Below are 23,363 nucleotides of genomic sequence, written 5' to 3'. Positions count from 1 at the left end.
GGAAAGCATCCCATGCATCAACTGTTAGGTGTTGTTATCCCTGCCTATATGCTCTCTCTCGCCGGTGTTGCAATCGGTGCGGAGGGCGGGGACGCAACCAAGCCCCCCCAACCCGCCCATGATCACCGCGGCGAAAAGCGAATTGTCCTGGAGAATGGTGATGGCGCTATCATCACTCTCTGGAAACCGGATCTCTCAACCCAACAACTCACCCTCGATCACAATGCTGTGACGATACCGATGACCGGAATCGACAACTACCACGCCATCGTGGCGGAAAAGGATTGGGGTGATCACAAAGAGGCAGTGATTCGTTACGAGTACAGGTTCGGACGCCCCAGCAAACAGAGTCCCTCCCAACTGGTGGCGAAACAAAAGACCGAATTTGAGATTGTACCCGATCCGATTCCACGGGAGCACTATCGCTATCACTCATTACAGACCTGGGGTTATTTGGTCCGTTTCAACGGTAAACCGGTCAATGACCTTGAGGTCAGACTGAATACCGCCAACGGCACCCAGCTATCATCGACTACCGATTCCCACGGTCGGGTCTCTTTTCAGATCCCCGACGACTTTCCCGGCATGATCGAAGGAGAACGGGATAAAAGGCTCGGTCAATTCACCGTCAGCAGCGAATACCTTGAAGGGGATAGGCGCTACACCACTCAACTCGATGCCGACTATCGTGTCAATCCCGCTCATTGGCAATCAACCCGATTGGGTCTATTGGTGGTCGGCATCGGTTTTATCGCCGGTGGTTTCCTTGGCCGTATCAAGAGAAGTGGAGGAAAGGAGCTATGAGTAATCCGATCAACCTTTCCGTATTACGCAAAATCGTACAGCTTGGCGCCTTTATCTTTTTTGTCTACGGCGGGCTCATCACCGGTTACTATCTGGAAGATAAGATCAGCGGTGCCCTACCCGCCCTGAGCTGTGCTTACGATTTTCAAGGCTCCGATCTATGTACCTTGATACCGATCCAGCACCAGATGGATCACCGCCTGGGCGAGGCAATCGCCAAAGGGGGAAACCTGCTGATGGGCGTCATGCCCACGCTCATTACCCTGGGCACTTTCCTGCTCTTTTTCGTAGTGTTGAACAAGGCCTTCTGTGGCTGGATCTGCCCATTGGGCACCTTCCAGGAGATCCTCCAGATTATTGGTCAGAAACTCGGTCTGCAGCGTCACGAGTCACTCTCCCGAGATCTGGTCAGCCGAATTCGCCCGGTGAAGTGGTTCATCTTGCTTCTGCTGGTCTTCGCATTTCCCCTGCTAACCGGCATGGGCATGCTGAATCACGATCTGGGCGATCCCTTCTGTCGCATCTGTCCCAGTCGCATACTTACCACCCTGGCTACCGGTGAAACCACGCAACTCTATCTGGACACCGCCAACACAACCACCATCGTGATGTCATTGCTGGGGGATTTTATTTTCGGTCTGATGATTGCGCTGGCGCTGACCGTGCGCCAGCCCTTCTGCCGCATCTGCCCCATGCTTGCCCTGCATGCGGTTTTTCGCAAAATCGGTCTGCTGCGTCTGATAAAGAATGGTACGCCTCGTTGCGATCGCTGCGGCCTTTGCGCCAAGGCCTGCCCCATGGATATACATGAGATCCATACCGACATGGAGAGCCGTAATGTGACCTTCGAAGACTGTACGCTTTGTGGCCGCTGCGTGGAATTCTGTCCTGACAAGGATGTGCTGCAGCTGAAATACACCCTGTTCCCGATCTTCAGTTCCAGTCCGCAATACTTCAAGCAGCGTAAGAAACAGCAAACCCAATGGGAAATAGACAATCTCATCGCCTGGTACAAAAAACGGCCCATGTCAGCGAAGGCAGAATCGTCATGATACCCATTGAACCGGTCAGCCTCAGCTTCGGTGCCGCACTGTTGCTGGGGCTCAGTTTCGGTGCCGGCCCATGCAATGTCGCCTGTCTTCCCTATCTGGGGCCTGTCTTCACCACCAACGACAATGGTATTGCAGGCGCCTGGCGCACCTTGCTCCCATTCTCCCTGGGACGCATCAGTGGATACACTTTACTGGCGGGAGCGGCGGGTTGGTCCGGTCTCTGGGTGGAAGATCTGGTAGCCGGCCCCTGGGCTCGCTGGTTATTGGGTGGCGCTACGATTTTGGTGGCGCTCTCCATTCTGTGGCGACGCCGCAACAACGGATGTAAATCGGCCTGCCCCAGCACGCGCACCGTAACATTCGAGAACATACCACCTCAGAAGAACCGTCACATGAGCCATGGCGGTCTGCCTGGGGGCCTCTACTTGATGGGGCTGGGCATGGCATTCAACCCCTGCGCGCCGCTGACAACGATAATCCTTGCCGCGGCTACAAGCGCCAGTATCCTCTCTGGAGCATCCCTGGGTGTCGCTTTCGCCATGGGCGCAGTCATTTTTCCAACCCTTTTGTTTGCCTTCGGCGTGGCCCATTTCGGGCATCAGATCAGACATCACCTGGCACACCACCGCACCGCCCTGGAAAACACCAGCATCGGACTGCTCGTCATGATCGGTTGTGCCACCGCATTAGGATGGATCACACCATGAACATCACTGAACTCCTTGCCAAGGGCGGGCCGGTTATCTGGATCCTTGCCCTCTACTCATCCATAGGACTGGCCATTGTGCTGGAACGCTATTTTCTGTTTCTACGCCTGCGGCAGCTGCCCAAAAGCTGGATGGCAAGACTGGGACAACTACTCGATGACTCACAGGCCCAACAGCAGATTGCAGCACTCAAGGGACCGGAAGCAAACGTGATCCGTGCCGTTGTAGAGGCACAATCCGAGGATGTGAAAGACCTTCGAGGCGTGGGTGAGCGAGTGCGTGGCGAGGAGATCCAGCGCATGGAGTTCGGCCTGCGCACCCTAGGCATACTCGGCAACACCGCTCCCCTGCTTGGTCTGCTGGGCACCATTACCGGCATGATCAAGGCCTTCATGGTTATCGAGCAGGCGGGGGGCAAAGTGGATGCCCAGGCCCTGGCCGGTGGGATCTGGGAGGCCATGATCACTACCGGTGTGGGACTCGCGGTTGCCATACCGCTGTTGCTGATGCTGCATTTTCTGGAAGGGAGTGTCGAACGCCGGGCGAAGAAAATAAGCCGTTGTATCGCGCTGCTACTGGAGAGACGTAGTCTCGAACCCGCACTCACCACGGAGGTGCAACAGACTCACCAGTGGGAGAACATCACCGATGGAGTATGAGTACAAAGGACGCTCCAGCCAGGTACTCAATCTCACGCCCTTGATTGATATCGTGTTCCTGCTGTTGGTCTTTTTCATGCTCACGGCCCACTTCATTGAAGACGAAGCCATCGATATACAACTGCCGGTGGCGGAAAGCAGCCAACCAAGTGTTGATGATGACACGGTGGAGGTTGCCCTGTTACCCAATGGAGAACTGCTGGTGGATGGCCGGGCGGCAACACTGGACAACCTGGAGGATACACTGCGCGGTGCCCTGCACGCCCCCAACAAGCGTTATGTAAGATTGAAGGGCGACCAGGCCGCTGCCTTCGGTGCGGGGGTGAAGGTGATCGATGCTGCACGTAGTGCCGGTGCCGAATCCCTCGATATTCTCACAGAGAAGCCATGATCAAAACAAGTACCGCTTGGCGTCTGCTGGCACTGTCGTTCTCTCTGCTGCTGCACCTTATGATTGTCACAGAATGGTCGGACAAAATGGTCACCCAGGCCGCCGTCGAGCAGATCGAAAAACCACAGCTACTGGTGCAACTGACATTTCAAAAACCACTCCCGGAAATCATTCCCGAGGTCATACAACCGCCGAAGACCGTTGAAAAACAGGTCGTCAAGCCAAAGCCCAAACCGAAACCGAAGCCGAAACCGAAAATCAAAAAAAAGATCCGGAGCAAAGCCATACCCAAGCCAGTTGTCGCTGAAACGAAACCCGTCACTCCCCCTGAGGAGAAACAGCTTGCAAGACAACCGCCGCCTCCACGGGTTCAACCCAGGGTCAACCTGCGGGAACAGTATCTGGCACAATTACTGGCCGTGATTGAAGCAAAAAAATACTACCCAACAGTCGCGCGCCGCAGGAATATGGAGGGAAAGATCGAGGTCAGCTTCAACCTCTCCTGTGACGGTAAGGTATCAAAACTGACCATTAAAGGGCCACATGGCCTGTTGCGAAAAGCGGCAGGTAAAGCCATCGATGCCGCTCAACCGTTACCACAGCCACCTTCTCAGATCGAATGCCCGATGCCGATTCACTACGCCATGGCTTATACCCTGGAAAAATAGTTGGCAGTGTGGGGCCATGCACCGCCAATCACAGTTCATCAATTAACATGACGATGGAATCTAAACTCTGTTCAGTTTCCTGACATACATAACAAGATCAGTCTTCAGCATCAGGGAGATAATGTTCAAATTCTCCAGCACTAACAGGTTTCGAATAAAAATAACCCTGTGCATAATCGCATCCGGAGTGCTTTAATAACCGCATCTGGCTTTCAGTTTCAACACCCTCGGCTATAACCTTAATTCCCAGCTTGTGAGCCATTGCAATCATGGCTTCACATAGAATCATTTCCTGCGAATCTTCTTCAAGGTTTCGCACGAATGATTGGTCAATCTTGATGAAATCAATATGAAAGTCCTTGAGATAAGAGAGTGAGGAGTAGCCGGTTCCGAAGTCATCCAGCGCCACCTCGATACTATGATCCCGGAACACCAGCAACTGCTCATGCACACTGCTTTCATTCTCCATCAGCAGGTTTTCAGTAATTTCGACGACTACACTGCTTCCATGCAATTGCAGCTTTTTCAACTGCTGCAGCCACTGTTGATGCGCATTTCGGTTACGGAACTGCAAGGGCGATTTGTTGATACTGATCTGGAATCCTTCACTGGTTCTGTCTGACCATTCTACCAGTTGCCGTATGGCCTCATCAAAAACCCAGTTGCCTATATCGATAATAAGCCCAGACTCTTCTGCCAGGGAAATAAACTCGGCAGGGAATACCGTTCCTCTTTCCGGGTGTTTCCAGCGTAACAATGCTTCTGCTTTGCAAACCGATCCGTTGGACAGGTCTATTATCGGCTGGTAAACCAGCTCGAATTGATTCCTGGATAGTGCATTGCGTAAATCTCCCAGCAATAACTGTCGCTTGACCGAAGCTGCCTGCATTTCTGTGGTGAAATAACTGAAACGGCTGCGGCCGGACCTCTTGGCACGATACATCGCCTGGTCTGCATTTTTAAGAAGACTCGATGCGTCTTCTCCATCATCAGGGTAAATGGTGATGCCGATACTGGCAGAAATATATATCTGATTGACATCGACCTTGAACGGCTTACTGAGCTCATCAATGATCTCTTGGGCAATACCGTCCAGCCTTGAAGTGTACCCCAGTTCACTGATAATCATGGCGAACTCATCGCCGCCAATACGTGCGATTGCATCTGACTCCCTAATACAGTTTTGCATGCGACGTGTGGCGTCAATCAGAAGCCTATCACCAATTTCATGACTGAGTGTGTCATTCACTTCCTTGAAATGGTCAAGATCAATAAAGAAGAGCCCAAATTGGGCCTGCCTGCGCTTTGTTCGCTTGATTTCATTATCCAGAAGAGTGAAAAACATGCGCCGATTTGGCAGATTTGTCAGGACATCGTAATTTGCATGCCTGAGCACCAGGTCTTCACTTATTTTCTTCTCGGTAATATCCGACAAAAGCCCTATGTAGTGATCAATCTGATTTTGATCATCCAATACAGTGTTGATACTCAGGTAAGAAAAGAATTCGCTTCCCTCCCTGTTTCTGTTCCAGAGTTCAGCTTGCCAATGACCGCTTTCATGTATTTCCTCCCACATTTTGCGGTACAGCTCTTTACTGTTCCTCTCAGATGCAAGGAATTTGGGATCTTTGCCAATGACCTCGGCAGGCGGATAACCGGTTATTTCGGTGAATGCCGGATTCACGCTGATAATCCGGTTATCTTTATCAGAAATCATCATCCCCTGACTGCTTGCGCGGAATATGATTGACGCCAGCTCACGCTCGGTGATGTCGGAATGGGTTCCAACCATGCGTAATGCCAAACCCTGTTCATTCCGGCTGACGACTTTTCCCCGGCTAAGCACCCATGTCCACGAACCATCTGTATGCAGCAGTCGATGTTTGCTAGTGAAAAATGGCGTTTTGTCATCCAGATGCAACTGCAAATGATGCTTTACCTGGGCGATATCATCCGGATGAATCCTGGATGAACTAAAATCCTGAACAAGTTCACGGTCGATAATATGCACGAGTATGTTTTCGACACTTTGATGTGTCTCGTTGCTCTTCTGAATATCCCAATCCCAGACCTCTTCATGGTTGCTTTCAAAAACAAAACGCCACTTTTCCTCGTTTTCAAGCAATGCCTGTTCAGCCTGCTTGCGCAGCGTTTTCTCACGCATCAGGTCCATGGTTCGCGACGAGAGACTGTCGTACATTTTTAACACTGTCTCTATGAGCAGCTGCATTGAGCCACTCATCTCTTCGTGAGCCGACTGCTTGGCCTGGGTGACAGTTTTGCCGTTTTCAATGGCAAGAATCACTTTGGCCATGCGTTTATCGTTATCCAGGATATGGTAGGCAAGCCAGTGGGTCAGAAATCCGACCGTATCCTGCATGACCTGATCATAGTCCTCGCGGCCCTCCCTGCCCCTGAGTTCAATGACATATGAAATAAAGGACTTGTGGGTTTTTTCGTGGGAATTTAACGATTCATCGTTGAGGAGGTGTTTCCGCCACACATCCTCTTCTGCCTTGAAGTGATAGTCTGCATAATCAAACAGCTCATCAAAAACCTCATTCAGGATTTTTTTGCTTGAACGGTTTGCCAGATGAACGGCAAGGTGATTGAGTATTTGCACCAGTTTCTGGTGCTGTTCATCGATTAGAGTGATACCTGTTTCGAAATTTTTGTCCCACGGAAAAATCTCGAACGACTCGATTGAATTCTCTGTTTCAACCGCTCTCATGCCAGTACCTTTGTTGGGATTGAAATTTGCTTTTAACGAATGCCACCGATGGCGCTACCGACAAGGGTCACAGACCCGCAAGCATCTGATTGACATTATCCCTGTTAACCGTAACCGTCATTTCTGCTGCTCTTTTTCTCCCTATTGTAATCCATAATTTACAACTTGCACCAAGTCGTAGCTGCTTTCATATCACTCCTTATAAATAATGGGTTTGGCTGATCGATGTCATGCTGTTCGCATAGATTGCCATTTCAAGTGCATGACGTTGTGGATCCGGATCTTCCATTGAATCAATTAGCCGTAGTCTATCTATATATGGCGCAGGCAAACCATATTCCAATGCACCAGTGAGCACATGGTGCTTATACCATTGGTATGGCTTTAACGTGCGATCGATGAATGTGGCGTAATAGGTATAGGCGACTACCATCTCACCATCGGGATCAATGAGCTCAACCGTTTTCTCCTCGTATCCCTGACCTAATCCCTCCTTACTATCCAACCCTGCCTTCTCTGACTTGGCGATTTCGAAAATGACTCCACTCACAGCGTGCCGGTCGTTTTTTGTTTCATAGGCATCGCATTTGGCGGACCCATCCAGGCTTTTCTTATGAAAATGCAACTCATGGCCAGGAAGTGACGCCGAAGTAACAAATCTTGCCGAAGGCACTCTACTCAGCAGCCGCCTGCTCGACATATTTGATCCATAAGAGAAATAAAGCATATGAGCACTCAAGAGAAGAGCCTATTCAACACAGTGTATACACCGGTCAACGACGCAACCAGTATTTTACTTCCTGTCCCCTCAGAAAGCTTTCGGCATTGTTTCCATGCAACAGGGCGAAAGTGGCTAACATACCCGCCTCTGTGCAGGTGGGAGCTGCAACGGTAACCGATCAGGGGCAGCAGTACCTTAACTGATGCATGGATAGATAAATCGTTTCATTCAATATTCCCGCAACGGCCTGGCTGTAACAAAGATACGCAACATGACCCAAACGAAGATAACCCCGCCGATGACGGCAAGCAAGCCACCTATACCCATCACACCCATCGCCAGTTTGGCGGACAGTGTATCCAGACCCTGGGCCGCCCCGGCCGTCTTGCGCTGGATGCCCATGGCACCGGACATGGCCAATCCGGTGATATGCAGCAATTGCCCGATGCCATATATCCAAGGCTGCAGTTCGGCCAGCCTGCCTTGTACAGGCGGATATCCCAGCTTAGGAAGCAACAGATAAGCGAGCCCCATCAATCCCATGGTGACACCCACGATGGAACCGTGGTAGTGGGCAGGAATAATGGTATTTACACCGGAGATGAACAGTGCAATGGCACCACCGGAAAAGAACAGCAGCATCGACATCCACAGGCTTCGGCGCAGGGGCCTCTCATTTGGCTCTGCCCTATTCGCCTGCAGCAGACCGATGAAGATCAGAATGCCAATCGGGGTAACCGCCAGACCGCCACCGTATTGCATCAACTGGGTGAAGGCTGTACGGGATTCGATGGTCACTGTCTGGTAGAACAGGTAGATCAACGGTACCAGTAACACCGGTGCTATACCGAGAATCAAGAGCCAGTAGTACCAGCGAGAATCACCGGGCAAGGCTACCCCACTATGCAGGGCAAGCCATAGCCAGGCAAGGATGATCAATTGAGTATAGGCAAACTGCAGGCTATGCCCCGCCCCCCAGAAAAGATACTCGTAGTAACTCTGCCCATTCACCTCTGCCGGTATCTGCCACCAAGCCGTCAACAGTGCCGCAAGAGAGATCAATACCGCCAAGGCGACCGTGAAAGCAGCCAGGCTTGGCAGATGGAGATGGCTCCACAAGACGCTTCGATAAGTACTCAGACCGATCAGTGCCTGCAATGCGATACCGAAGCCGAATAAACCCAGAGCGAGGAAGAACAGAGGTCTTTGCAATACCGGCACATAGTTGTTCATCAGCGGTGCCCCATCGCCTAAAAAGGCGGAGAAGGCGATACCCAGGGCCCCTATCATGGCCAATCCAAAAGCAAGATACTGCAGCCGTATCGATCCGGATCCAGCCTGTGCAGTCAAACACCAAACCACCCCGGACATGGCCAGAAACCAGATCAGTACTGATTGATCCACATGCACCACCAAGGCGGTACGGAAAAAATCCACCCAGGGAAAAAAGGCCTCGCTGCCCGGGGTGCGCGAGAGCACCAGCAGCAAGGCAAACAATCCCGCCAGTCCCAGCGCCAACACCCCCAACTGCAACCATCTCACAGCCAGCTTCCTGTGCGCCCGCTCAGGGACAGGTACAACGATCACCCCATTGTCATCAACTTCTATCAAAACTTTTCACCCCAACTTTCTACGATTTAGCCTGCCAGTTCACGGCTAGACAGGCATAATATCCATACCCCACGGGAACCACACAGATTTGCCATAGGAATGGCTCATATCGTACCTTGGTGTGATGGAAATGACATTTATCTACCAATATCGCCTTGCCGCATTTACCTGCCTGCTGGCCTTCTGTGTGATATTGATGGGAGCCTATGTGCGCCTCTCGGATGCCGGGCTGGGTTGTCCCGACTGGCCCGGCTGTTACGGCAAGCTGGTGGTACCGATCGACGAAAAAGCGGTTGAAGACGCGAATCGCGCTTACACCGACCGGCCACTGGATCAGGACAAGGCGTGGAAAGAGATGGTGCATCGGTATCTGGCGGGCAGCCTGGGAATAGCCATCCTGATGCTGGCAATGCTTGCCTGGCGTAATCGGTGCTACGCCATGCAACCCCTGCTGCTGCCCACACTGTTGTTGTTGCTGGTCATTTTTCAGGCCCTCCTGGGCATGTGGACTGTGACTCTGTTGGTGAAACCGGCGATTGTTACTGCCCACCTGCTGGGTGGTTTTGCCACATTCGTTCTGCTGGGTCTTCTGGTTCTTAAGTTACGCCCGGTCGGTCCGGCCCACGCCATCGACACCTCCAGAACGACACGCAGGTTGATACACTTCGCACTGATGGTTCTTGTGTTACAGATTTCCTTGGGCGGTTGGACCAGCAGCAATTACGCCGCCCTGGCTTGCACCGAATTCCCCACCTGTTACGCGGATTCCTGGTGGCCTGAAACAGACTTCAGCGAGGCCTTCGTGTTGTGGCGGGGTCTGGGTGTCAACTATGAATTCGGTGTGCTTGAAAACGATGCAAGGACTGCCATCCACATAACCCATCGTATTGGCGCCTTGATCACAGCTCTCACCCTGGGATTCCTGGTCTGGCGCCTGGTACGTCTTGAATCCTCACCACTGCTAAGGAAGCTGGGGCTCATCCTTCTGATATTATTGGTCATTCAGATTACCCTTGGTATTACGAATGTAATCGGGCACCTTCCATTAAGCATTGCAGTAGCACACAATGGAGGTGCCGCACTGTTGCTCTTATTGATAGTGACACTTATCTGGGTTTCGAGAAGACATGAATAACATCACGATGAAAGAAAACGACACGTCACGTATGAATCTCATACCACTGATCATCGCAGTATCGGTAGTTGCCGGGATGGTTGTCTGGTATTTTTCGCCGCTGAAAAGCGCTTCGGCTCCCGTAGCTGAGCCGGTGAAGACCGAACAGGCATTGCTGATGCCTGAGTTCAGGCCACTCAAGCCTTTTTCGTTGACTACCCACAATGGCGCAGCCTTTGACAATCAGAGTCTGATTGGGCGCTGGACTTTCATGAGTTTCGGTTATACCTACTGTCCGGATATCTGCCCCACAACCATGTCTCTGTTTGCTGAGATGCATAACAGAATCCAGGCTCAGAAATCCACCAAACCCTACCAGGTGACTTTTGTATCAGTAGACCCCGAACGGGACTCGCTTGAACGTCTGTCCGAATACGTGACCTACTTCGATCCCTCCTTCGTCGGCGCAACCGGACCGGAGGAAGCGCTGCAAGCATTGACCAAGCCACTCGGCATACTCTATAGGCGGGTGGAGACTGAGGACAGTGCGATGGGATATGTCATGGACCACTCGGCCTCAATCATTCTTGTCGATCCGCAAGGTCGTTTCCATGCCTACTTCAGCCCCCCTCACGACGCAGAAAAGATGGCGAATGATTTCATTGCCATTAGCAGTCTAACAACAATTGCACGATAGCACTGAGGGAGAATGGCATGAACGATCCGATCAATGGTAAATGCTGGCAATGCGGCAGTGAATTGGAGGCAGTCGATTATGGCCGTGAAACCACCTGTCGATCGTGCGGGAAACCGACACGGGTATGTCGCAACTGTCGCTGGTACGCACAAAGCAGACCCAATCAGTGTGAAGAGCCAATGGCGGATCGGGTTATGGACAAGGAGAAGGCCAATTTCTGCGGATATTTCGAACCCACCGCGGAGATCAAGGGCAACGATACTCAAACTTCACAAGATGCCCTACGCCAGGCGGCAGAGGATCTGTTCAAGGCCTGAGATCCGGCCTGACCCGCATGGCAGAGCGGAAGTTTCAATGCTCAATTCACTGGCGATTGATGCAGTCCCATTGCGCCTTCGAGCAGATTACCCTCGAGATCGACACCATCGAATCGGGTTTTACGAAGATTCGCTTTGCGTAGATTGCAGCGGTGTAAACTGGCGTCCGTGAAATCGGCACCATAGAGGTTTGCACCCTCAAAATCGGCAAACTCCAATTGTGCCGAACGAAATTTCGCATCCTTCAAATTGGCGCCGTTGAACCTCACCCGCGAAATTCGCGCATTGGAGAAATCCACACCGATCAGATTCCCACTGAGCTCCATGCTCCGCAGCGTCGCCGCTTCGAGTTTCGCGCCCTTGAGTTTCGCACCGTGCATTCTCGCCCCTTCGAAATTGGCACCATGCAGGTTCGCATCAATGAATGCCACCTTCTTCAGCTCCGCATCGATGAATCGGGCCTGCTTCAGATTTGCACCGCTTAGATCCGCTTTCAGCAGTCTTGCCCGGGTAAAATCGATTTCTTGCAGATCCAGGCCGGATAGCCTAGCCATTCGCAGATCGGTTTGTTTAAAACTGGCACCAGACAGATCAGCTGTCTTGGTCAGATTGACTCCACGAAGATTGGCGCTATCGAGAACGGCACCTGCCAACACCACATTATCGAGCCTGCTACCCGCCAATATGGCTGACTCAAGCCTGGCCCCGCTCAGGTTTGCAGCAGAGAGATCCGCCCCTTCCAGGTTGGCCTCCTTCAGGTTAGCGTTACGCAGATCTGCCCCGCTTAGATCGGCTCGGCTGAATCTGCCACGCGACAGGTCCAAATTCTGCATTGAAGCCCCTCGGAGATCGCTTCGTGCGAAACTCGCGCCCCTTAGCGTTGCGCCTTCCAAGCGGGCACCACTGAGATCGGCCTGATAGAACATCGCGTTGTCAAGCCGGGCGCCACGCAGATCGACACCGCTCAGATCCTGCATCCGCAGGTCAGCTTGCCTGAGATCACATTGTTGACAGCTTCTCTGATCGAGCAGTTGCCGGACAGCCTGTTCGCTGGCTGGCAGCTGGGCAGGTAGCGACACGGCCATGAGGCCGATCAGGTTAGGTACGTATTTTTTCAACACTCCTCCTTAACGCTGTATCCAAACAGGACTCTAGAATACTCATTAACGTTACTTACTCAACCTATGACTACCATAATATTTCGGAGGAATAGAGAGTGAAATGGTGTGACGTATAAAGCTCTATGAAGAATGCAGTATGAATATAACAGGCGCGAACAGGTTGCTACTCTCAAGGTTTTGAAGATCAAATAATCTCTATCCCGATTGGCCGTATTCCAGTAATTTGTGAGACAATTGCCTGTTTTTCAATCCAGTCCACCAAGCTTGCTCAATGTCTGAAAAACCCATACAACCGCTATCTCCATTCGAACCCATCCTACCGCAGGCTGTCGGCGAACGGCTGCAATGGGGCGGATTACATGGATCCAGCGCCGCGCTGGCAATCGCCAATGCGGCGAGTGCCTATCAGGGCCTGCTTCTGGTGGTGACCCATGATATGCAGTCAGCCACCCGGCTGGAGCGAGAACTGGGATTCTTTCTCGACACTGCGGATGTCCCGGTGGTCAATTTCCCCGATTGGGAGACCCTGCCCTACGATCTCTTTTCGCCCTTGCCCGAGTTGATCTCACAGCGACTGCTGACCCTCTACCGCCTGCCGCGGATGCAGCGGGCCGTACTGGTCGCCCCCGTTTCCACATTGATGCAGCGCTTGGCCCCGAAGAGCTTTCTCGACGCTCATTGTCTGATTGTCGAATGCGGACAAAGCATCGATCTGGATGAAACCCGGCGACAGCTTGAACATGGCGGCTATCAGTGTGTCTCGCAAGTCTTTTCCCATGGTGAATTCGCTGTCAGGGGATCCCTGCTCGATATCTTCCCCATGGGCAGCCAACGCCCCTATCGTATCGATCTGTTCGACGATGAGGTCGATACCATACGAACCTTCGATCCGGAGAGCCAACGCTCCTGCGACAAGGTCCCACGCATCGAAATGCTCCCCGCCAGGGAGTTTCCCATGGATGAAGCGGCTATCAATCGATTTCGCCGTAACTACCGTAGTCAGTTCGAAGGGGATCTGCAGCAAAGCCTGATCTATCAGGATGTTTCCGATGGCAGGATGCCCGGCGGCCTTGAATACTACCTGCCGCTGTTTTTCGAACAGACCGAAACCCTTTTCGATTACCTGCCGAAACACCATATGGTGATGGAACTGGAAGAGGTGAGAGAGCGGGCGACAATCTTCTTCAATGAGGTGAAGGTGCGGTTTGAAGAGCGCCGTCACGATCTCGAACGGCCCCTGCTGGCGCCAAGCAAGCTCTACATTTCGGCAGACGAACTTGCCTCGTTTTTGAAGCAGGGTCACTCAATCATGCTGAGCTACCACAAAGTAGCGGCACGCAGTAAAGGCTATGCCGATGTGATTAACTTCAATTCCAAACTGCCTCCACCGGTCGCTTTCCAGGTGCGCAGCAAGGATCCAGCCTCCGCATTGCGGCATTTTCTCGAGAACAAATCCACGCGGGTGCTTTTTATCGCCGAAGGCGCCGGTCGACGGGAGATGTTGTTGGGAACCCTGCGGGATCTCCATATAGATCCCAAGGTCGTTGATGGCTGGGATACCTTTCTCAACGACAATATCAAGATAGCACTGTGCGTGGCGCCACTGGAACAGGGACTTTGGCTGCAGGAACAGGGTATCGCCCTGATCACCGAGACCCAGCTCTATGGCGAACGGGTACGCCAGGAGCGAAGGCGGCGCAAGGTCAGTCAGGATCCGGATCAGATTGTACGCAACCTCACCGAATTGCACATGGGTGCCCCGGTGGTGCATGAAGATCATGGCGTGGGTCGTTATCTCGGTCTGCAGACCCTCAATGTAGGCGGCATGCAGACAGAGTTTCTAACCCTGGAGTACGCCCGCGGCGATAAACTCTATGTACCGGTCGCCTCGCTCCATCTGATCAGCCGATATGCCGGTGCATCCCCGGAAAACGCACCGCTGCACCGTTTAGGTGGGGACCAGTGGGAAAAAACAAAACGCAAAGCCGCCAAGCAGATACGTGATGTTGCTGCAGAACTGCTGGAGATTTATGCACGGCGCGCCGCACGCCAAGGCGTGGCCTTTCCCACACCGGATGACGAGTATCAGGCCTTCGCCTCTTCATTCGATTTCGAAGAGACACCGGACCAACTCCAGACTATCGACGCTGTATTGCAGGACATGGTCTCAACCCGCCCCATGGACCGGGTGGTCTGCGGCGATGTCGGTTTTGGCAAGACGGAAGTCGCCATGCGCGCCGCTTTCATGGCAACCCAGGGCAATAAACAGATTGCGGTATTGGTGCCAACCACACTGTTGGCGCAACAACACTACCAGAATTTCGCCGATCGCTTCGCCGACTGGCCGGTGAAGGTGGAGAGCCTGTCCCGCTTCCGTACCGGGAAACAGCAGCAAAAGGTGATCGACGGCCTGCGGGATGGAACTATCGATATCGTTGTGGGCACCCATAAACTGTTGTCACAGGAGATCAAATTCAAAAATCTGGGTTTGGTGATCATCGATGAAGAACATCGCTTTGGCGTGCGCCACAAAGAGAAGCTCAAGACACTGCGAAGCGAGGTCGACCTATTGACCCTGACCGCCACTCCCATACCCCGTACCCTCAACATGGCCATGTCGGGGATGCGCGATCTCTCCATCATCGCCACCCCGCCTGCCCTGCGCCATCCGGTCAAGACCTTTGTCAGCCAATGGAATGACAGCCTCATCATCGAGGCCTGCCAACGGGAGTTGAAGCGCGGCGGACAGATCTATTTCCTGCACAACGAGGTCAGCACCATTGAAAACATGGCTCAACGGCTCGAATCCCTGCTGCCCGGCATTCGGCTCCAGATTGCCCATGGCCAGATGCGTGAACGGGAACTGGAAGGGATCATGCGCGACTTCTACCACCAGCGCTTCAGCCTGCTGATCTGCACCACGATCATCGAGAGCGGCATCGACGTACCCAGTGCCAATACCATGATTATCAACCGGGCGGACAAATTGGGGCTGGCCCAACTTCATCAGATTCGCGGCCGTGTTGGCCGTTCCCACCATCGGGCCTATGCCTATCTGCTGACACCTCCGCCAGGTAGCATGACGGCGGATGCCAAAAAACGCCTTGAAGCCATTGAATCCCTTGAAGATCTTGGCGCCGGTTTTACCCTGTCCACCCACGACCTGGAGATTCGCGGTGCGGGTGAGTTGCTGGGCGAAGAGCAGAGCGGCCAGATCCAGGAGATCGGCTTTTCACTCTATACCGAGCTACTTGATAGGGCGGTAGCGGCACTTAAGGCCGGCAGACAACCGGAATTGGACAGGCCGCTGGACCACGGTACGGAGATCGAACTCAATATCCCCGCCCTGCTGCCGGAAGACTATCTGCCCGATGTCCATTCACGTCTGGTTCTCTACAAACGCATCGCCAGTGCCAAGGATCAGACCGAGCTGCGGGATCTGCAGGTTGAGATGATCGATCGATTTGGACTGCTGCCGGAAGCGACCAAGAATCTGTTTGAAATCACAGAGCTGAAACTGCGTGCCCACCCCCTGGGTATTCGTAAGATCGAAGCCGGGCCCAAAGGGGCGCGACTGCTGTTTGATGAGAATCCTAAACTCGATCCGGCCATATTGATCGGCCTGATCCAGAGCCGACCCAATACATACAAGCTGGATGGGAGTGATAAACTACGCTATATCGCCGATCTCGAGGTGCCCGACAGGCGGGTTAAAAAAATACACACCCTGCTTGACAGCCTGATAGACTGATGTGGTTCAACAAAGGATGGCATGCATAATGAAACCGCTACTGGCGCACTTTCCAGTATCGACCGAAGAATATACTAGGGCCTGTTAACACTAATCCAATGCGCCCTGTTGTGCCTGAAAAAGCGCCAATCAAGGCGCGAGGAGAGAAGTTTGGTTATTCCAAATGAACGACGAGCAACACCGAGTGGCGCTTTTTCAGGCACAACCCGAAGGGCTGGGGCTGTTTTCGCACCCAGCGGCGTTATCATTCGCTCATGTAGAATAACTACACTACGCTCATTCTGCCTTGCTGGGCACAAAAACAGCCCCAGCAGGGCGTATTGGATTAGTGTTAACAGGCCCTAGTGCAATTGATGAGAATGGGTTGATAAGGTTTACCAGATGAGAAGGTTCCGGGAAAAGTTAAGCGCTCTGCTTATAGGCGCACTCATGATGCAGCCAATGATGTTACCGGCAGCGGGCGCAGACAATGACAACGCCCCCGTTTGGTATCAATTTGAGGTGCTGATCTTCGAACGCATTGCGCCAGGTGCCGGCTCCACTGAGGGATGGCCCGATGATCCGGGAAGGCCGTCGCCAAGCAATGCGGCCTGGTTCACAAAGGGACAACCTCTAGCGAATAATAAACCCGTCGCCTTTCGTGCCTTGCCCGCTGAGGAGAGATCCCTGAATGACGCCTGGCGCCAAATGCGAAGATCCCGTGACTACCGCCCCCTTTACCATGTTGCATGGCGTCAGCCGATGGAACATCCCGACAAGGCTAAACAGGTCCAATTCTCTCTGTTGCCCGCAGATGGCGCAAAGGTCTCGGATTTCAATCCACCGAAACTCGAGGGCACCCTGAAATTCAGCATCAAACGCTATCTGCACCTGGATGCAGATATTGTGTTACATAGAAGCGTCCGTGGAGGCCCTGCGCAAGCGAATGATGACAATTTTGGTTTTATGCCACGCTTCCGGCATTACCGGATGCAGGAGAGCAGGCGCATGCGTAGCGGAAAGCTCCACTACATCGACCACCCGGTGATCGGCCTGCTGACGATCGCAGAACGCTATGAGCCGCCACAACCCGAAATCGTTGAAACCCCTGTGCCGGTTCCGACAATAGTTCCACCGACCCAGACTCAGCCGCAGGGGCAAGTGGAACAAAAGCCCGTGACTCAGTAGCGCAGCGGCTTGTTTCCAGTTCCCACACTCCTGGGTGGGAACTCATACTTCACCTTATTACCGACCTTTCGTATGCATTCCCACGCGGAGCGTGGGAACGAGGTAATGCAGGATCCCTTAGCCCGATAGTCTTCCGGTCAGGCTCGGGATTGCTACTCCATGGAGAGGATTGCCGTGGCCATTCGCTCTGCCATTTGACCCAGCGCACGATTGGCGGCAACCACGCCGGCTTCAACACCGCTACCCTGCAAAGGCTCTTCGATCGCAAGCCGTTGCATCTCCATAAGCCTGTTGTCGCTACTCCTAATCAGACTCCAGCGCATTTGTAACCAAATCCTGTCACCTTCACGCTCGAAACGATTGATTGTCATCAATACCTCGTAATCCGGCCTGATAGTCCCATGCCAGGGATAGTCGATGACCTTCATATCAGTCAGCTTTTGTCGCATTAAATGAGTAACCACCTGGATGATATTCTCTTGCAGTGAGCCTGCCCAGTGATCGAATTCATGCAGCTGCAGCCGATGTTGTGTCTGGCGCTCAATGATTTGCGGGCGGTCCAGGTAAGCTGCCAATTTTATCGGCCCGATGCCCAATAACTGCTGCCCGGGCAGAGGTTTCAGGGAGATGGCCTCGGTTTTACCCGGCTGGCCATCGAGGCGATAGAAACGGGTCGGTTGGGACGAGGTCCCGGCACAGCCTGAAAACAACAGCGCAAGAAAAAGCGCGATAATCGGAATTCGCGCACCAGGTGTAGATTGCATTACTGTTTCCCCCTCAATATGGCTTCGGGATGGCGTTCCAGGTACTCCGACATATTTCGAATGGATCTTGCCGCCGCACCCAGTTCACGCAGGGCGGCGGTCAGTTCGGTCATTACCGGTGAATCCTCACTGAGCACCTTATCCGCTGAGGAGGCCACCTGCCCCAGCTGCGAGAATGTCACCTCGCCATTGGCCATGGTCCGCTCCCAACTGGTAAACGCCTTGGCCAACCTGCCTTCTGTTTCCGATATCAACTGCTGAGATTTGGTAGCGGTTAGGGTTATCTCTGTAAGCATTACCTGCGCTTCCGCAAGGGTATTTGTACTATCGTCTATGAGTTGAGGTGTAACCCGATGCAGCTGTTGGGTGATACTATCGAGACGCCGGGTTATCTGGAACAGAGACGCTTTCAAACGCTCAAACTCACCGTCGGCGGCCATCTCATCAATACTGTCCAGAATCCCTGACAGGCGTGTCATAATCCGTTCAATTGGCATCGCCTCCAATGCGGTGGCGATTCGCTCCATACTCGATTGAATGGTGGGGATTTCCCGGTATTCAGAGTTGGCGCTCACCAGCCGAACCGGTGTGCCGGGATGAAAATCGAGCTCTATCTCCAGTTTTCCGGTCACCAGGCTTTGCAGATTGAGTCTCGCCCGAAGCCCCTGCTTGATCAGTTCATCCAATCCGATCAATACACCGCTGCCTGTCTGTACACCATCGATCCCTACCCGCGTATCATCGATGCCGATGATGACGGGAATCCTGAATTCGCCACTCTCCTTGAAATAGGTGATCGACATCGACTCGACCTTGCCTATCCTGACGCCCCGAAAATTCACCGGCGAGCCGACCTGAAGCCCCTTGACATCACTCTCGAAAAACAGAATAAAGCGTGTGGATTGATGAGACAGATTGCCGTCGGAGAGCAGAAATATTGCGCTCAATCCCAATACCAGCGATGCCAGAACGAAGAGACCGATGAGGGTTGGACTGACCTTCGATTGCATACTATTCAGATTCCTGGAGTTGATGAGGCATCCGTGCCCCGGGTCAGAAATGCCTGTACTCTGGGATCATTGCAGCTTTGCAGCAGATCACCCGGGTTGCCATGAGCAATCATGGTCTTGCATTCGGAATCGAGAAACACCGAATTATTTCCAATAGCGAATATGCTGGCCAATTCATGGGTCACTACCACGATCGTGGTGCCAAGACTCTCACTCAACTCGATGATCAAGTCGTCCAGCCGTTTCGCGCTGACAGGATCCAACCCAGCGGACGGTTCATCGAAGAACAGCAATTCCGGGTCCAGCGCCATCGCTCGGGCGAGTCCGGCCCGCTTCTGCATACCACCACTGATCTCAGCGGGAAGGTAGCCTTCAAAACCCTTGAGGCCTACCAGAGACAGCTTATAGGATGCCAATTCCCGCGCCTGCGCCGTGGACAGATCCGTATAGGTCTCGATCGGCATTGAGATATTTTCCACCAGTGTCATGTTGCTCCAGAGGGCACCACTTTGATAGAGCACCCCCATTCTTCGCATCAGGTCCTGCCGCCGTTCCTCATCCAACTGCCAGAATCCGTGGCCATGATAGTAAATTTTGCCTTTTGCCGGCTTTATCAGTCCGATCAAATGACGCAACAGGGTACTCTTGCCACACCCACTGCCACCCATGACGATAAAGATATCACCCTGCCGGATTGTAAAGTTGAGATCGCGCTGGATCACGAAATCACCATATGCCATGGTCAGATCCCTAACCTCGATATGCGATGTTGCCGGAGTTTCGACAGATGCAGTATTCATCGCCATCGTTCATATCCCCAATTGATTGAAGATCAATGTTGATATGGCATCCCAAATCACAATCAGCAGTATCGCCGTCACCATTGCTGAAGTGGTTGCATGCCCAACCGCCGAAGAGTTCCTGCCGCTCTGCAATCCCCGCAGACACCCCGACATGGCGATCACAATGGCAAACAGTACACTCTTCACCGTGCCAACCGCCAAATCGCCCCAGCCCATGGATTCCCGGGTCTGAATCAGATATTCGATCAGCGAGATATCCAATACCCAGACACCGACCATCAACCCCCCAAGAATTGCCAGCATGTCAGCCCAAAGGGTAAGGAATGGCAGCATAATCAACAGCGCCAAAAACCGCGGCAGCACCAGAAAATCCACTACAGAGATACCGAATGTTTTCAATGCATCGATCTCATTGTTGACCTGCATGGTACCAAGTTGAGCCGCATAGGCAGAGCCGGTTCGACCGGCCATGATTATGGCGGTCATCATGGCCCCCATTTCTCTTACCGATCCCAGGCCCACCAGATTGGCGACATAGATCTCAGCGCCGAACATCTGCAGTTGTATAGCGCCCACGAATGCAAGCACCGCCCCGACCAGCACACCGATCAGACTGACGATGGGGAGAGCCTCCGGACCGGCTGCCTGAAGGAAATGCAGAAAGTCGATTGCGCGAAAATTCGCCCTACCGGAGAACAGTCGCCACAGAGAGAGCGTCAGTTCACCGGCAAACCGCGTGAACAGCACCGACTCCCGCCAGGCCTTCAGGGTCATTGCTCCGATACGATAGAGCCATGAATAGGACTGCGCCCGACGCCGTGCACCTTTGCGTTCAGGGATATCCTGAGCCAGTTTCAGCAACCTGCGGACCCCTTCCGGCAAACCCTCAGTATCAAGCTGCAGATCCCGCTGGTGGGCAAAATCATGCAGATGCAGCACCAGACTCAGAAATTGACTGTCCCAACGAACAAGCTGGCCGGTATCGAGTGAAATCGCTTCAAGCCCTCTACGATCAGTCAGTTCCTGTATCACTCCCTGCCAGTCGAAACTTACATCACGCAGTGTCCAGGAACCCTTAAAAGAGAGCACCGCCCGGCTCTCAGATGGGTATGAAATTGTCAGCGATTCCTCGGACACGTATAGGTTTCCAGGTAGATTTGGCGTATCTTCATATCACAATATGGTACTGCAGCCTAATGGCCACAGCTTCAGCCAGGGCCTGTTAACACTAATCCAATTGGCCCTGTTGCGCCTGAAAAAGCGCCCATCAAGGCGCGAGGAGAGAAGTTTAGTTATTCCAAATGAGCGACGAGCAACGCCCAGCGGCGTTAGCATTCGCTCATGTAGAGTCACTACACCTCGCTCACGCTGCCTTGCGGGACGAAAAAATAGTCCCAGCAGGGCCAATTGGATTAGTGTTAACAGACCCTAGTGTACATCAGGAGTAAAACCGGGCACATTTGAGTTTGTTACATTTAATAAAACCTGAATTTCTATATATCAATAATAATTTCGGTAAGCACTATGCCAAAAATCTCAACTCAACCTCAGCACAACGGAATCGCACTCATTGTCGAGGACGAAGTGACAAACCGTATGATTCTCAAGGCGTTGTTAAAAAAACACGGTTACAATGTAATTGAGGCCGAGAACGGAGCTGAGGCCATACAACATTTCAGAAAACAGAGTCCGGATATTATTTTCATGGATGTCATGATGCCGGTCATGGACGGCTATGAAGCCGCTTCCGAAATCAAACGCCTGGCAGGTGACCATTTCGTCCCCATTATCTTCCTCACAGCCATGTCCGATGAAAAGGCCCTTGCCCGTTGTGTCGAGGTTGGCGGCGACGACTTTCTCTCCAAGCCGTACAGTTTCACAGTGCTATCAGCCAAGGTTAAGGCCATGGAGCGCATCCGCACCCTGCATCAGGACACCCGTATGCTCTACAGTCGCATGCAACGTGACGAAGAGATTGCCGAACAGGTGTTCAGCGGTGCGGTCATCGCCGGTAATGTGGCCCTCGAGCATATCCGCAGCCTGTTGAAACCTGCCAGCGTATTCAGTGGCGACCTGATGCTGACAGCGTTCGCCCCATCACACGACCTGCATGTCCTGCTGGGTGACTTCACCGGCCATGGATTGGCCGCAGCGCTGGGTGCACTGCCAACCTCCGAAGCATTTCGCTCCATGACAGCCAAGGGGTTTGCTCCCCAACAGATACTCTTCGCCATCAACAACAAGCTGCATGATCTATTGCCAACCGGGATGTTCTTGGCTGCCCAGTTCGTTAAGGTCGACCACCAGTTGGATCATATCTCAATTATCAATTGCGGCATGCCGGACTGCTACTTAATCGAGAATGAGAGTATGCGTCTAAAGTATGAAATAGCATCAAAATCCCTCCCCTTGGGTATCGCTCCGGATATCGATTTCAGGGATGACTTTCATCACCTGCGGGTCGATGAGGGTGACAGGGTTATTCTCGCAACTGACGGCGTTACCGAAGCGCGTGATTCGAATGGTGAATTGTTCGGCCAAAAGCGGTTTATTGAGGCCATCAGGAAGAGCGACAGCAGTTCTTACATAATGGATAAACTCGCCAAGGATCTTGAAGCATTTTGCCAGGACGCCCCCCAAGATGATGATATCAGTGTTGTCGAAGTGCCGCTGATCCGTGAGCTGTTACCTGGCTGGGAATCTGGGTCACACCATTTTGTAACTGACGGGGATATGCCGCAAAACCTGTTTTCCCATGAGCAACCTGACTGCATCGAGTTCCAGCTCATTCTTTACGGTAGTCAACTGCGTCAGGCCGATCCTGTACCCATACTTATCAACTACATTCAGGAGACAGCCGGACTGCATGAGCATCGGCGCCCGTTATTCACCATCCTCACCGAACTCTATATCAATGCCCTGGATCACGGTGTACTGCAATTGGATTCCTTGCTTAAACAGGGGGAAGATGGATTCACCAACTATTTCCAACAACGGGAGCAACGCCTGGAGGCATTGACAGAAGGACAGATACGCATCGGATTGAGAATTCATCAAAACAACAATAGTGGATATATTGTGATAACGGTGGAAGACAGTGGGCATGGGTTCGAATTCAAGACATTGTCACAACATGTGACAAATGAGACCCTTTACAGCGGACGCGGAATAATGTTGGTAAAATCGCTGGTCAAGCAGCTTAAATTCTTTGAACCAGGTAACAAAGCGGAAGCTATTTACGTATGGGAGGATAAACTCTAAGCCCTTGCTAGGGC

Annotated in this window: 21 protein-coding genes and 1 pseudogene; 13 read left to right on the top strand and 9 right to left on the bottom strand. The window is 52.7% G+C overall.

Annotated features, from left to right (window positions below):
* Window positions 1–12 precede the first annotated feature (12 nt).
* From AB8516_RS21045 to AB8516_RS21020, 6 genes are read left to right on the top strand one after another with little or no spacing between them, the layout of a single operon-like run.
* Complete coding sequence (locus AB8516_RS21045; protein WP_369163162.1) at window positions 13–804, top strand: hypothetical protein; 792 nt, start codon at window positions 13–15, stop codon at window positions 802–804.
* Complete coding sequence (locus tag AB8516_RS21040) at window positions 801–1,856, top strand: 4Fe-4S binding protein (RefSeq protein ID WP_369163161.1); 1,056 nt, start codon at window positions 801–803, stop codon at window positions 1,854–1,856. Before AB8516_RS21045 ends, AB8516_RS21040 begins: the two co-directional genes overlap by 4 nt.
* A complete protein-coding gene (locus AB8516_RS21035) occupies window positions 1,853–2,563 on the top strand; it encodes a sulfite exporter TauE/SafE family protein (protein WP_369163159.1) in 711 nt (236 codons plus the stop codon). The genes AB8516_RS21040 and AB8516_RS21035 overlap by 4 nt, the downstream gene beginning before the upstream one ends.
* On the top strand, window positions 2,560–3,222 hold the full coding sequence (locus tag AB8516_RS21030) for a MotA/TolQ/ExbB proton channel family protein (protein WP_369163158.1): 663 nt from the start codon (window positions 2,560–2,562) through the stop codon (window positions 3,220–3,222). The genes AB8516_RS21035 and AB8516_RS21030 overlap by 4 nt, the downstream gene beginning before the upstream one ends.
* Window positions 3,212–3,613, top strand: coding sequence for an ExbD/TolR family protein (locus tag AB8516_RS21025; protein ID WP_369163157.1), 402 nt, complete (start codon window positions 3,212–3,214; stop codon window positions 3,611–3,613). Before AB8516_RS21030 ends, AB8516_RS21025 begins: the two co-directional genes overlap by 11 nt.
* Entirely contained in the window at window positions 3,610–4,281 is a 672-nt protein-coding gene (locus AB8516_RS21020; protein ID WP_369163155.1) for a TonB family protein, read from the top strand. Before AB8516_RS21025 ends, AB8516_RS21020 begins: the two co-directional genes overlap by 4 nt.
* 97 nt (window positions 4,282–4,378) lie before the next feature.
* Here AB8516_RS21020 and AB8516_RS21015 read toward each other — a convergent pair whose 3' ends face one another.
* Window positions 4,379–6,445 carry a putative bifunctional diguanylate cyclase/phosphodiesterase gene (locus AB8516_RS21015; protein WP_369163344.1) on the bottom strand — a complete coding sequence of 689 codons (2,067 nt, stop codon included), beginning with the start codon at window positions 6,443–6,445 and terminating at the stop codon, window positions 4,379–4,381.
* An 84-nt stretch (window positions 6,446–6,529) separates the two neighbouring features.
* Here AB8516_RS21015 and AB8516_RS21010 point away from each other — a divergent pair, with 84 nt between their 5' ends.
* Window positions 6,530–6,715, top strand: coding sequence for a hypothetical protein (locus tag AB8516_RS21010; protein WP_369163355.1), 186 nt, complete (start codon window positions 6,530–6,532; stop codon window positions 6,713–6,715).
* On the opposite strand, the pseudogene AB8516_RS21005 reads toward AB8516_RS21010, so the two are convergent.
* The 3 genes and pseudogenes from AB8516_RS21005 to AB8516_RS20995 form a co-directional block, all read right to left on the bottom strand.
* A pseudogene (locus AB8516_RS21005) lies at window positions 6,644–7,012 on the bottom strand (bacteriohemerythrin); the annotation flags it as partial. The gene AB8516_RS21010 and the pseudogene AB8516_RS21005 sit on opposite strands and share 72 nt — an antisense overlap.
* 199 nt (window positions 7,013–7,211) lie before the next feature.
* Window positions 7,212–7,739 carry a gamma-glutamylcyclotransferase family protein gene (locus AB8516_RS21000; protein WP_369163154.1) on the bottom strand — a complete coding sequence of 176 codons (528 nt, stop codon included), beginning with the start codon at window positions 7,737–7,739 and terminating at the stop codon, window positions 7,212–7,214.
* 222 nt (window positions 7,740–7,961) lie between these two features.
* Window positions 7,962–9,344 carry a cbb3-type cytochrome c oxidase subunit I gene (locus AB8516_RS20995; protein WP_369163153.1) on the bottom strand — a complete coding sequence of 461 codons (1,383 nt, stop codon included), beginning with the start codon at window positions 9,342–9,344 and terminating at the stop codon, window positions 7,962–7,964.
* A 130-nt stretch (window positions 9,345–9,474) separates the two neighbouring features.
* On the opposite strand from AB8516_RS20995, the gene AB8516_RS20990 reads away from it, so the two are divergent.
* The 3 genes from AB8516_RS20990 to AB8516_RS20980 are packed head-to-tail and all read left to right on the top strand — an operon-like array spanning window position 9,475 to window position 11,472.
* The gene (locus AB8516_RS20990) at window positions 9,475–10,479 is read left to right on the top strand and encodes a heme A synthase (protein ID WP_369163152.1); all 1,005 of its coding nucleotides are present in this window, start codon (window positions 9,475–9,477) and stop codon (window positions 10,477–10,479) included.
* A gap of 7 nt (window positions 10,480–10,486) precedes the next feature.
* The gene (locus AB8516_RS20985) at window positions 10,487–11,155 is read left to right on the top strand and encodes an SCO family protein (protein WP_369163150.1); all 669 of its coding nucleotides are present in this window, start codon (window positions 10,487–10,489) and stop codon (window positions 11,153–11,155) included.
* Between the two features lie 17 nt (window positions 11,156–11,172).
* The gene (locus AB8516_RS20980) at window positions 11,173–11,472 is read left to right on the top strand and encodes a hypothetical protein (protein WP_369163148.1); all 300 of its coding nucleotides are present in this window, start codon (window positions 11,173–11,175) and stop codon (window positions 11,470–11,472) included.
* Window positions 11,473–11,513: 41 nt separating this feature from the next.
* Here AB8516_RS20980 and AB8516_RS20975 read toward each other — a convergent pair whose 3' ends face one another.
* Complete coding sequence (locus AB8516_RS20975) at window positions 11,514–12,590, bottom strand: pentapeptide repeat-containing protein (RefSeq protein WP_369163146.1); 1,077 nt, start codon at window positions 12,588–12,590, stop codon at window positions 11,514–11,516.
* A gap of 274 nt (window positions 12,591–12,864) precedes the next feature.
* Here AB8516_RS20975 and mfd point away from each other — a divergent pair, with 274 nt between their 5' ends.
* Both mfd and AB8516_RS20965 read left to right on the top strand, forming a co-directional pair.
* Window positions 12,865–16,344 (top strand): transcription-repair coupling factor, encoded by a 3,480-nt coding sequence (gene mfd / locus AB8516_RS20970; protein ID WP_369163145.1) that lies wholly within the window; start codon window positions 12,865–12,867, stop codon window positions 16,342–16,344.
* Window positions 16,345–16,725: 381 nt separating this feature from the next.
* Window positions 16,726–17,511: a CsiV family protein gene (locus AB8516_RS20965; RefSeq protein WP_369163143.1), complete on the top strand. Its 786-nt coding sequence runs from the start codon at window positions 16,726–16,728 to the stop codon at window positions 17,509–17,511.
* A gap of 152 nt (window positions 17,512–17,663) precedes the next feature.
* Here AB8516_RS20965 and AB8516_RS20960 read toward each other — a convergent pair whose 3' ends face one another.
* Genes AB8516_RS20960 through AB8516_RS20945 form a run of 4 tightly spaced genes read right to left on the bottom strand, consistent with a single transcriptional unit; the run spans window position 17,664 to window position 21,225 of the window.
* Window positions 17,664–18,275, bottom strand: coding sequence for a membrane integrity-associated transporter subunit PqiC (locus AB8516_RS20960; protein WP_369163142.1), 612 nt, complete (start codon window positions 18,273–18,275; stop codon window positions 17,664–17,666).
* On the bottom strand, window positions 18,275–19,285 hold the full coding sequence (locus AB8516_RS20955; RefSeq protein ID WP_369163139.1) for an MlaD family protein: 1,011 nt from the start codon (window positions 19,283–19,285) through the stop codon (window positions 18,275–18,277). Before AB8516_RS20955 ends, AB8516_RS20960 begins: the two co-directional genes overlap by 1 nt.
* A gap of 5 nt (window positions 19,286–19,290) precedes the next feature.
* Entirely contained in the window at window positions 19,291–20,085 is a 795-nt protein-coding gene (locus tag AB8516_RS20950; protein ID WP_369163343.1) for an ABC transporter ATP-binding protein, read from the bottom strand.
* Between the two features lie 9 nt (window positions 20,086–20,094).
* The gene (locus AB8516_RS20945) at window positions 20,095–21,225 is read right to left on the bottom strand and encodes an ABC transporter permease (RefSeq protein WP_369163137.1); all 1,131 of its coding nucleotides are present in this window, start codon (window positions 21,223–21,225) and stop codon (window positions 20,095–20,097) included.
* Window positions 21,226–21,612: 387 nt separating this feature from the next.
* On the opposite strand from AB8516_RS20945, the gene AB8516_RS20940 reads away from it, so the two are divergent.
* Window positions 21,613–23,349 carry a SpoIIE family protein phosphatase gene (locus AB8516_RS20940; protein ID WP_369163135.1) on the top strand — a complete coding sequence of 579 codons (1,737 nt, stop codon included), beginning with the start codon at window positions 21,613–21,615 and terminating at the stop codon, window positions 23,347–23,349.
* The last annotated feature ends 14 nt before the right edge of the window (window positions 23,350–23,363 follow it).

It is taken from the genome of Candidatus Thiodiazotropha sp. LNASS1, from assembly GCF_964212655.1.
In the GTDB taxonomy this organism is placed as follows: Bacteria; Pseudomonadota; Gammaproteobacteria; order Chromatiales; family Chromatiaceae; genus Thiodiazotropha.
This window is presented reverse-complemented; position numbering and strand designations above follow the sequence as displayed.

Coding starts and splice junctions, on each gene's coding strand:
- AB8516_RS21045 (WP_369163162.1), top strand. CDS start 13: ATGCATCAACTGTTAGGTGTTGTTATCCCTGCCTATATGCTCTCTCTC.
- AB8516_RS21040 (WP_369163161.1), top strand. CDS start 801: ATGAGTAATCCGATCAACCTTTCCGTATTACGCAAAATCGTACAGCTT.
- AB8516_RS21035 (WP_369163159.1), top strand. CDS start 1,853: ATGATACCCATTGAACCGGTCAGCCTCAGCTTCGGTGCCGCACTGTTG.
- AB8516_RS21030 (WP_369163158.1), top strand. CDS start 2,560: ATGAACATCACTGAACTCCTTGCCAAGGGCGGGCCGGTTATCTGGATC.
- AB8516_RS21025 (WP_369163157.1), top strand. CDS start 3,212: ATGGAGTATGAGTACAAAGGACGCTCCAGCCAGGTACTCAATCTCACG.
- AB8516_RS21020 (WP_369163155.1), top strand. CDS start 3,610: ATGATCAAAACAAGTACCGCTTGGCGTCTGCTGGCACTGTCGTTCTCT.
- AB8516_RS21015 (WP_369163344.1), bottom strand. CDS start 6,445: ATGCGTGAGAAAACGCTGCGCAAGCAGGCTGAACAGGCATTGCTTGAA.
- AB8516_RS21000 (WP_369163154.1), bottom strand. CDS start 7,739: ATGCTTTATTTCTCTTATGGATCAAATATGTCGAGCAGGCGGCTGCTG.
- AB8516_RS20990 (WP_369163152.1), top strand. CDS start 9,475: ATGACATTTATCTACCAATATCGCCTTGCCGCATTTACCTGCCTGCTG.
- AB8516_RS20985 (WP_369163150.1), top strand. CDS start 10,487: ATGAAAGAAAACGACACGTCACGTATGAATCTCATACCACTGATCATC.
- AB8516_RS20980 (WP_369163148.1), top strand. CDS start 11,173: ATGAACGATCCGATCAATGGTAAATGCTGGCAATGCGGCAGTGAATTG.
- mfd (WP_369163145.1), top strand. CDS start 12,865: ATGTCTGAAAAACCCATACAACCGCTATCTCCATTCGAACCCATCCTA.
- AB8516_RS20965 (WP_369163143.1), top strand. CDS start 16,726: ATGAGAAGGTTCCGGGAAAAGTTAAGCGCTCTGCTTATAGGCGCACTC.
- AB8516_RS20960 (WP_369163142.1), bottom strand. CDS start 18,275: ATGCAATCTACACCTGGTGCGCGAATTCCGATTATCGCGCTTTTTCTT.
- AB8516_RS20955 (WP_369163139.1), bottom strand. CDS start 19,285: ATGCAATCGAAGGTCAGTCCAACCCTCATCGGTCTCTTCGTTCTGGCA.
- AB8516_RS20950 (WP_369163343.1), bottom strand. CDS start 20,085: ATGAATACTGCATCTGTCGAAACTCCGGCAACATCGCATATCGAGGTT.
- AB8516_RS20940 (WP_369163135.1), top strand. CDS start 21,613: ATGCCAAAAATCTCAACTCAACCTCAGCACAACGGAATCGCACTCATT.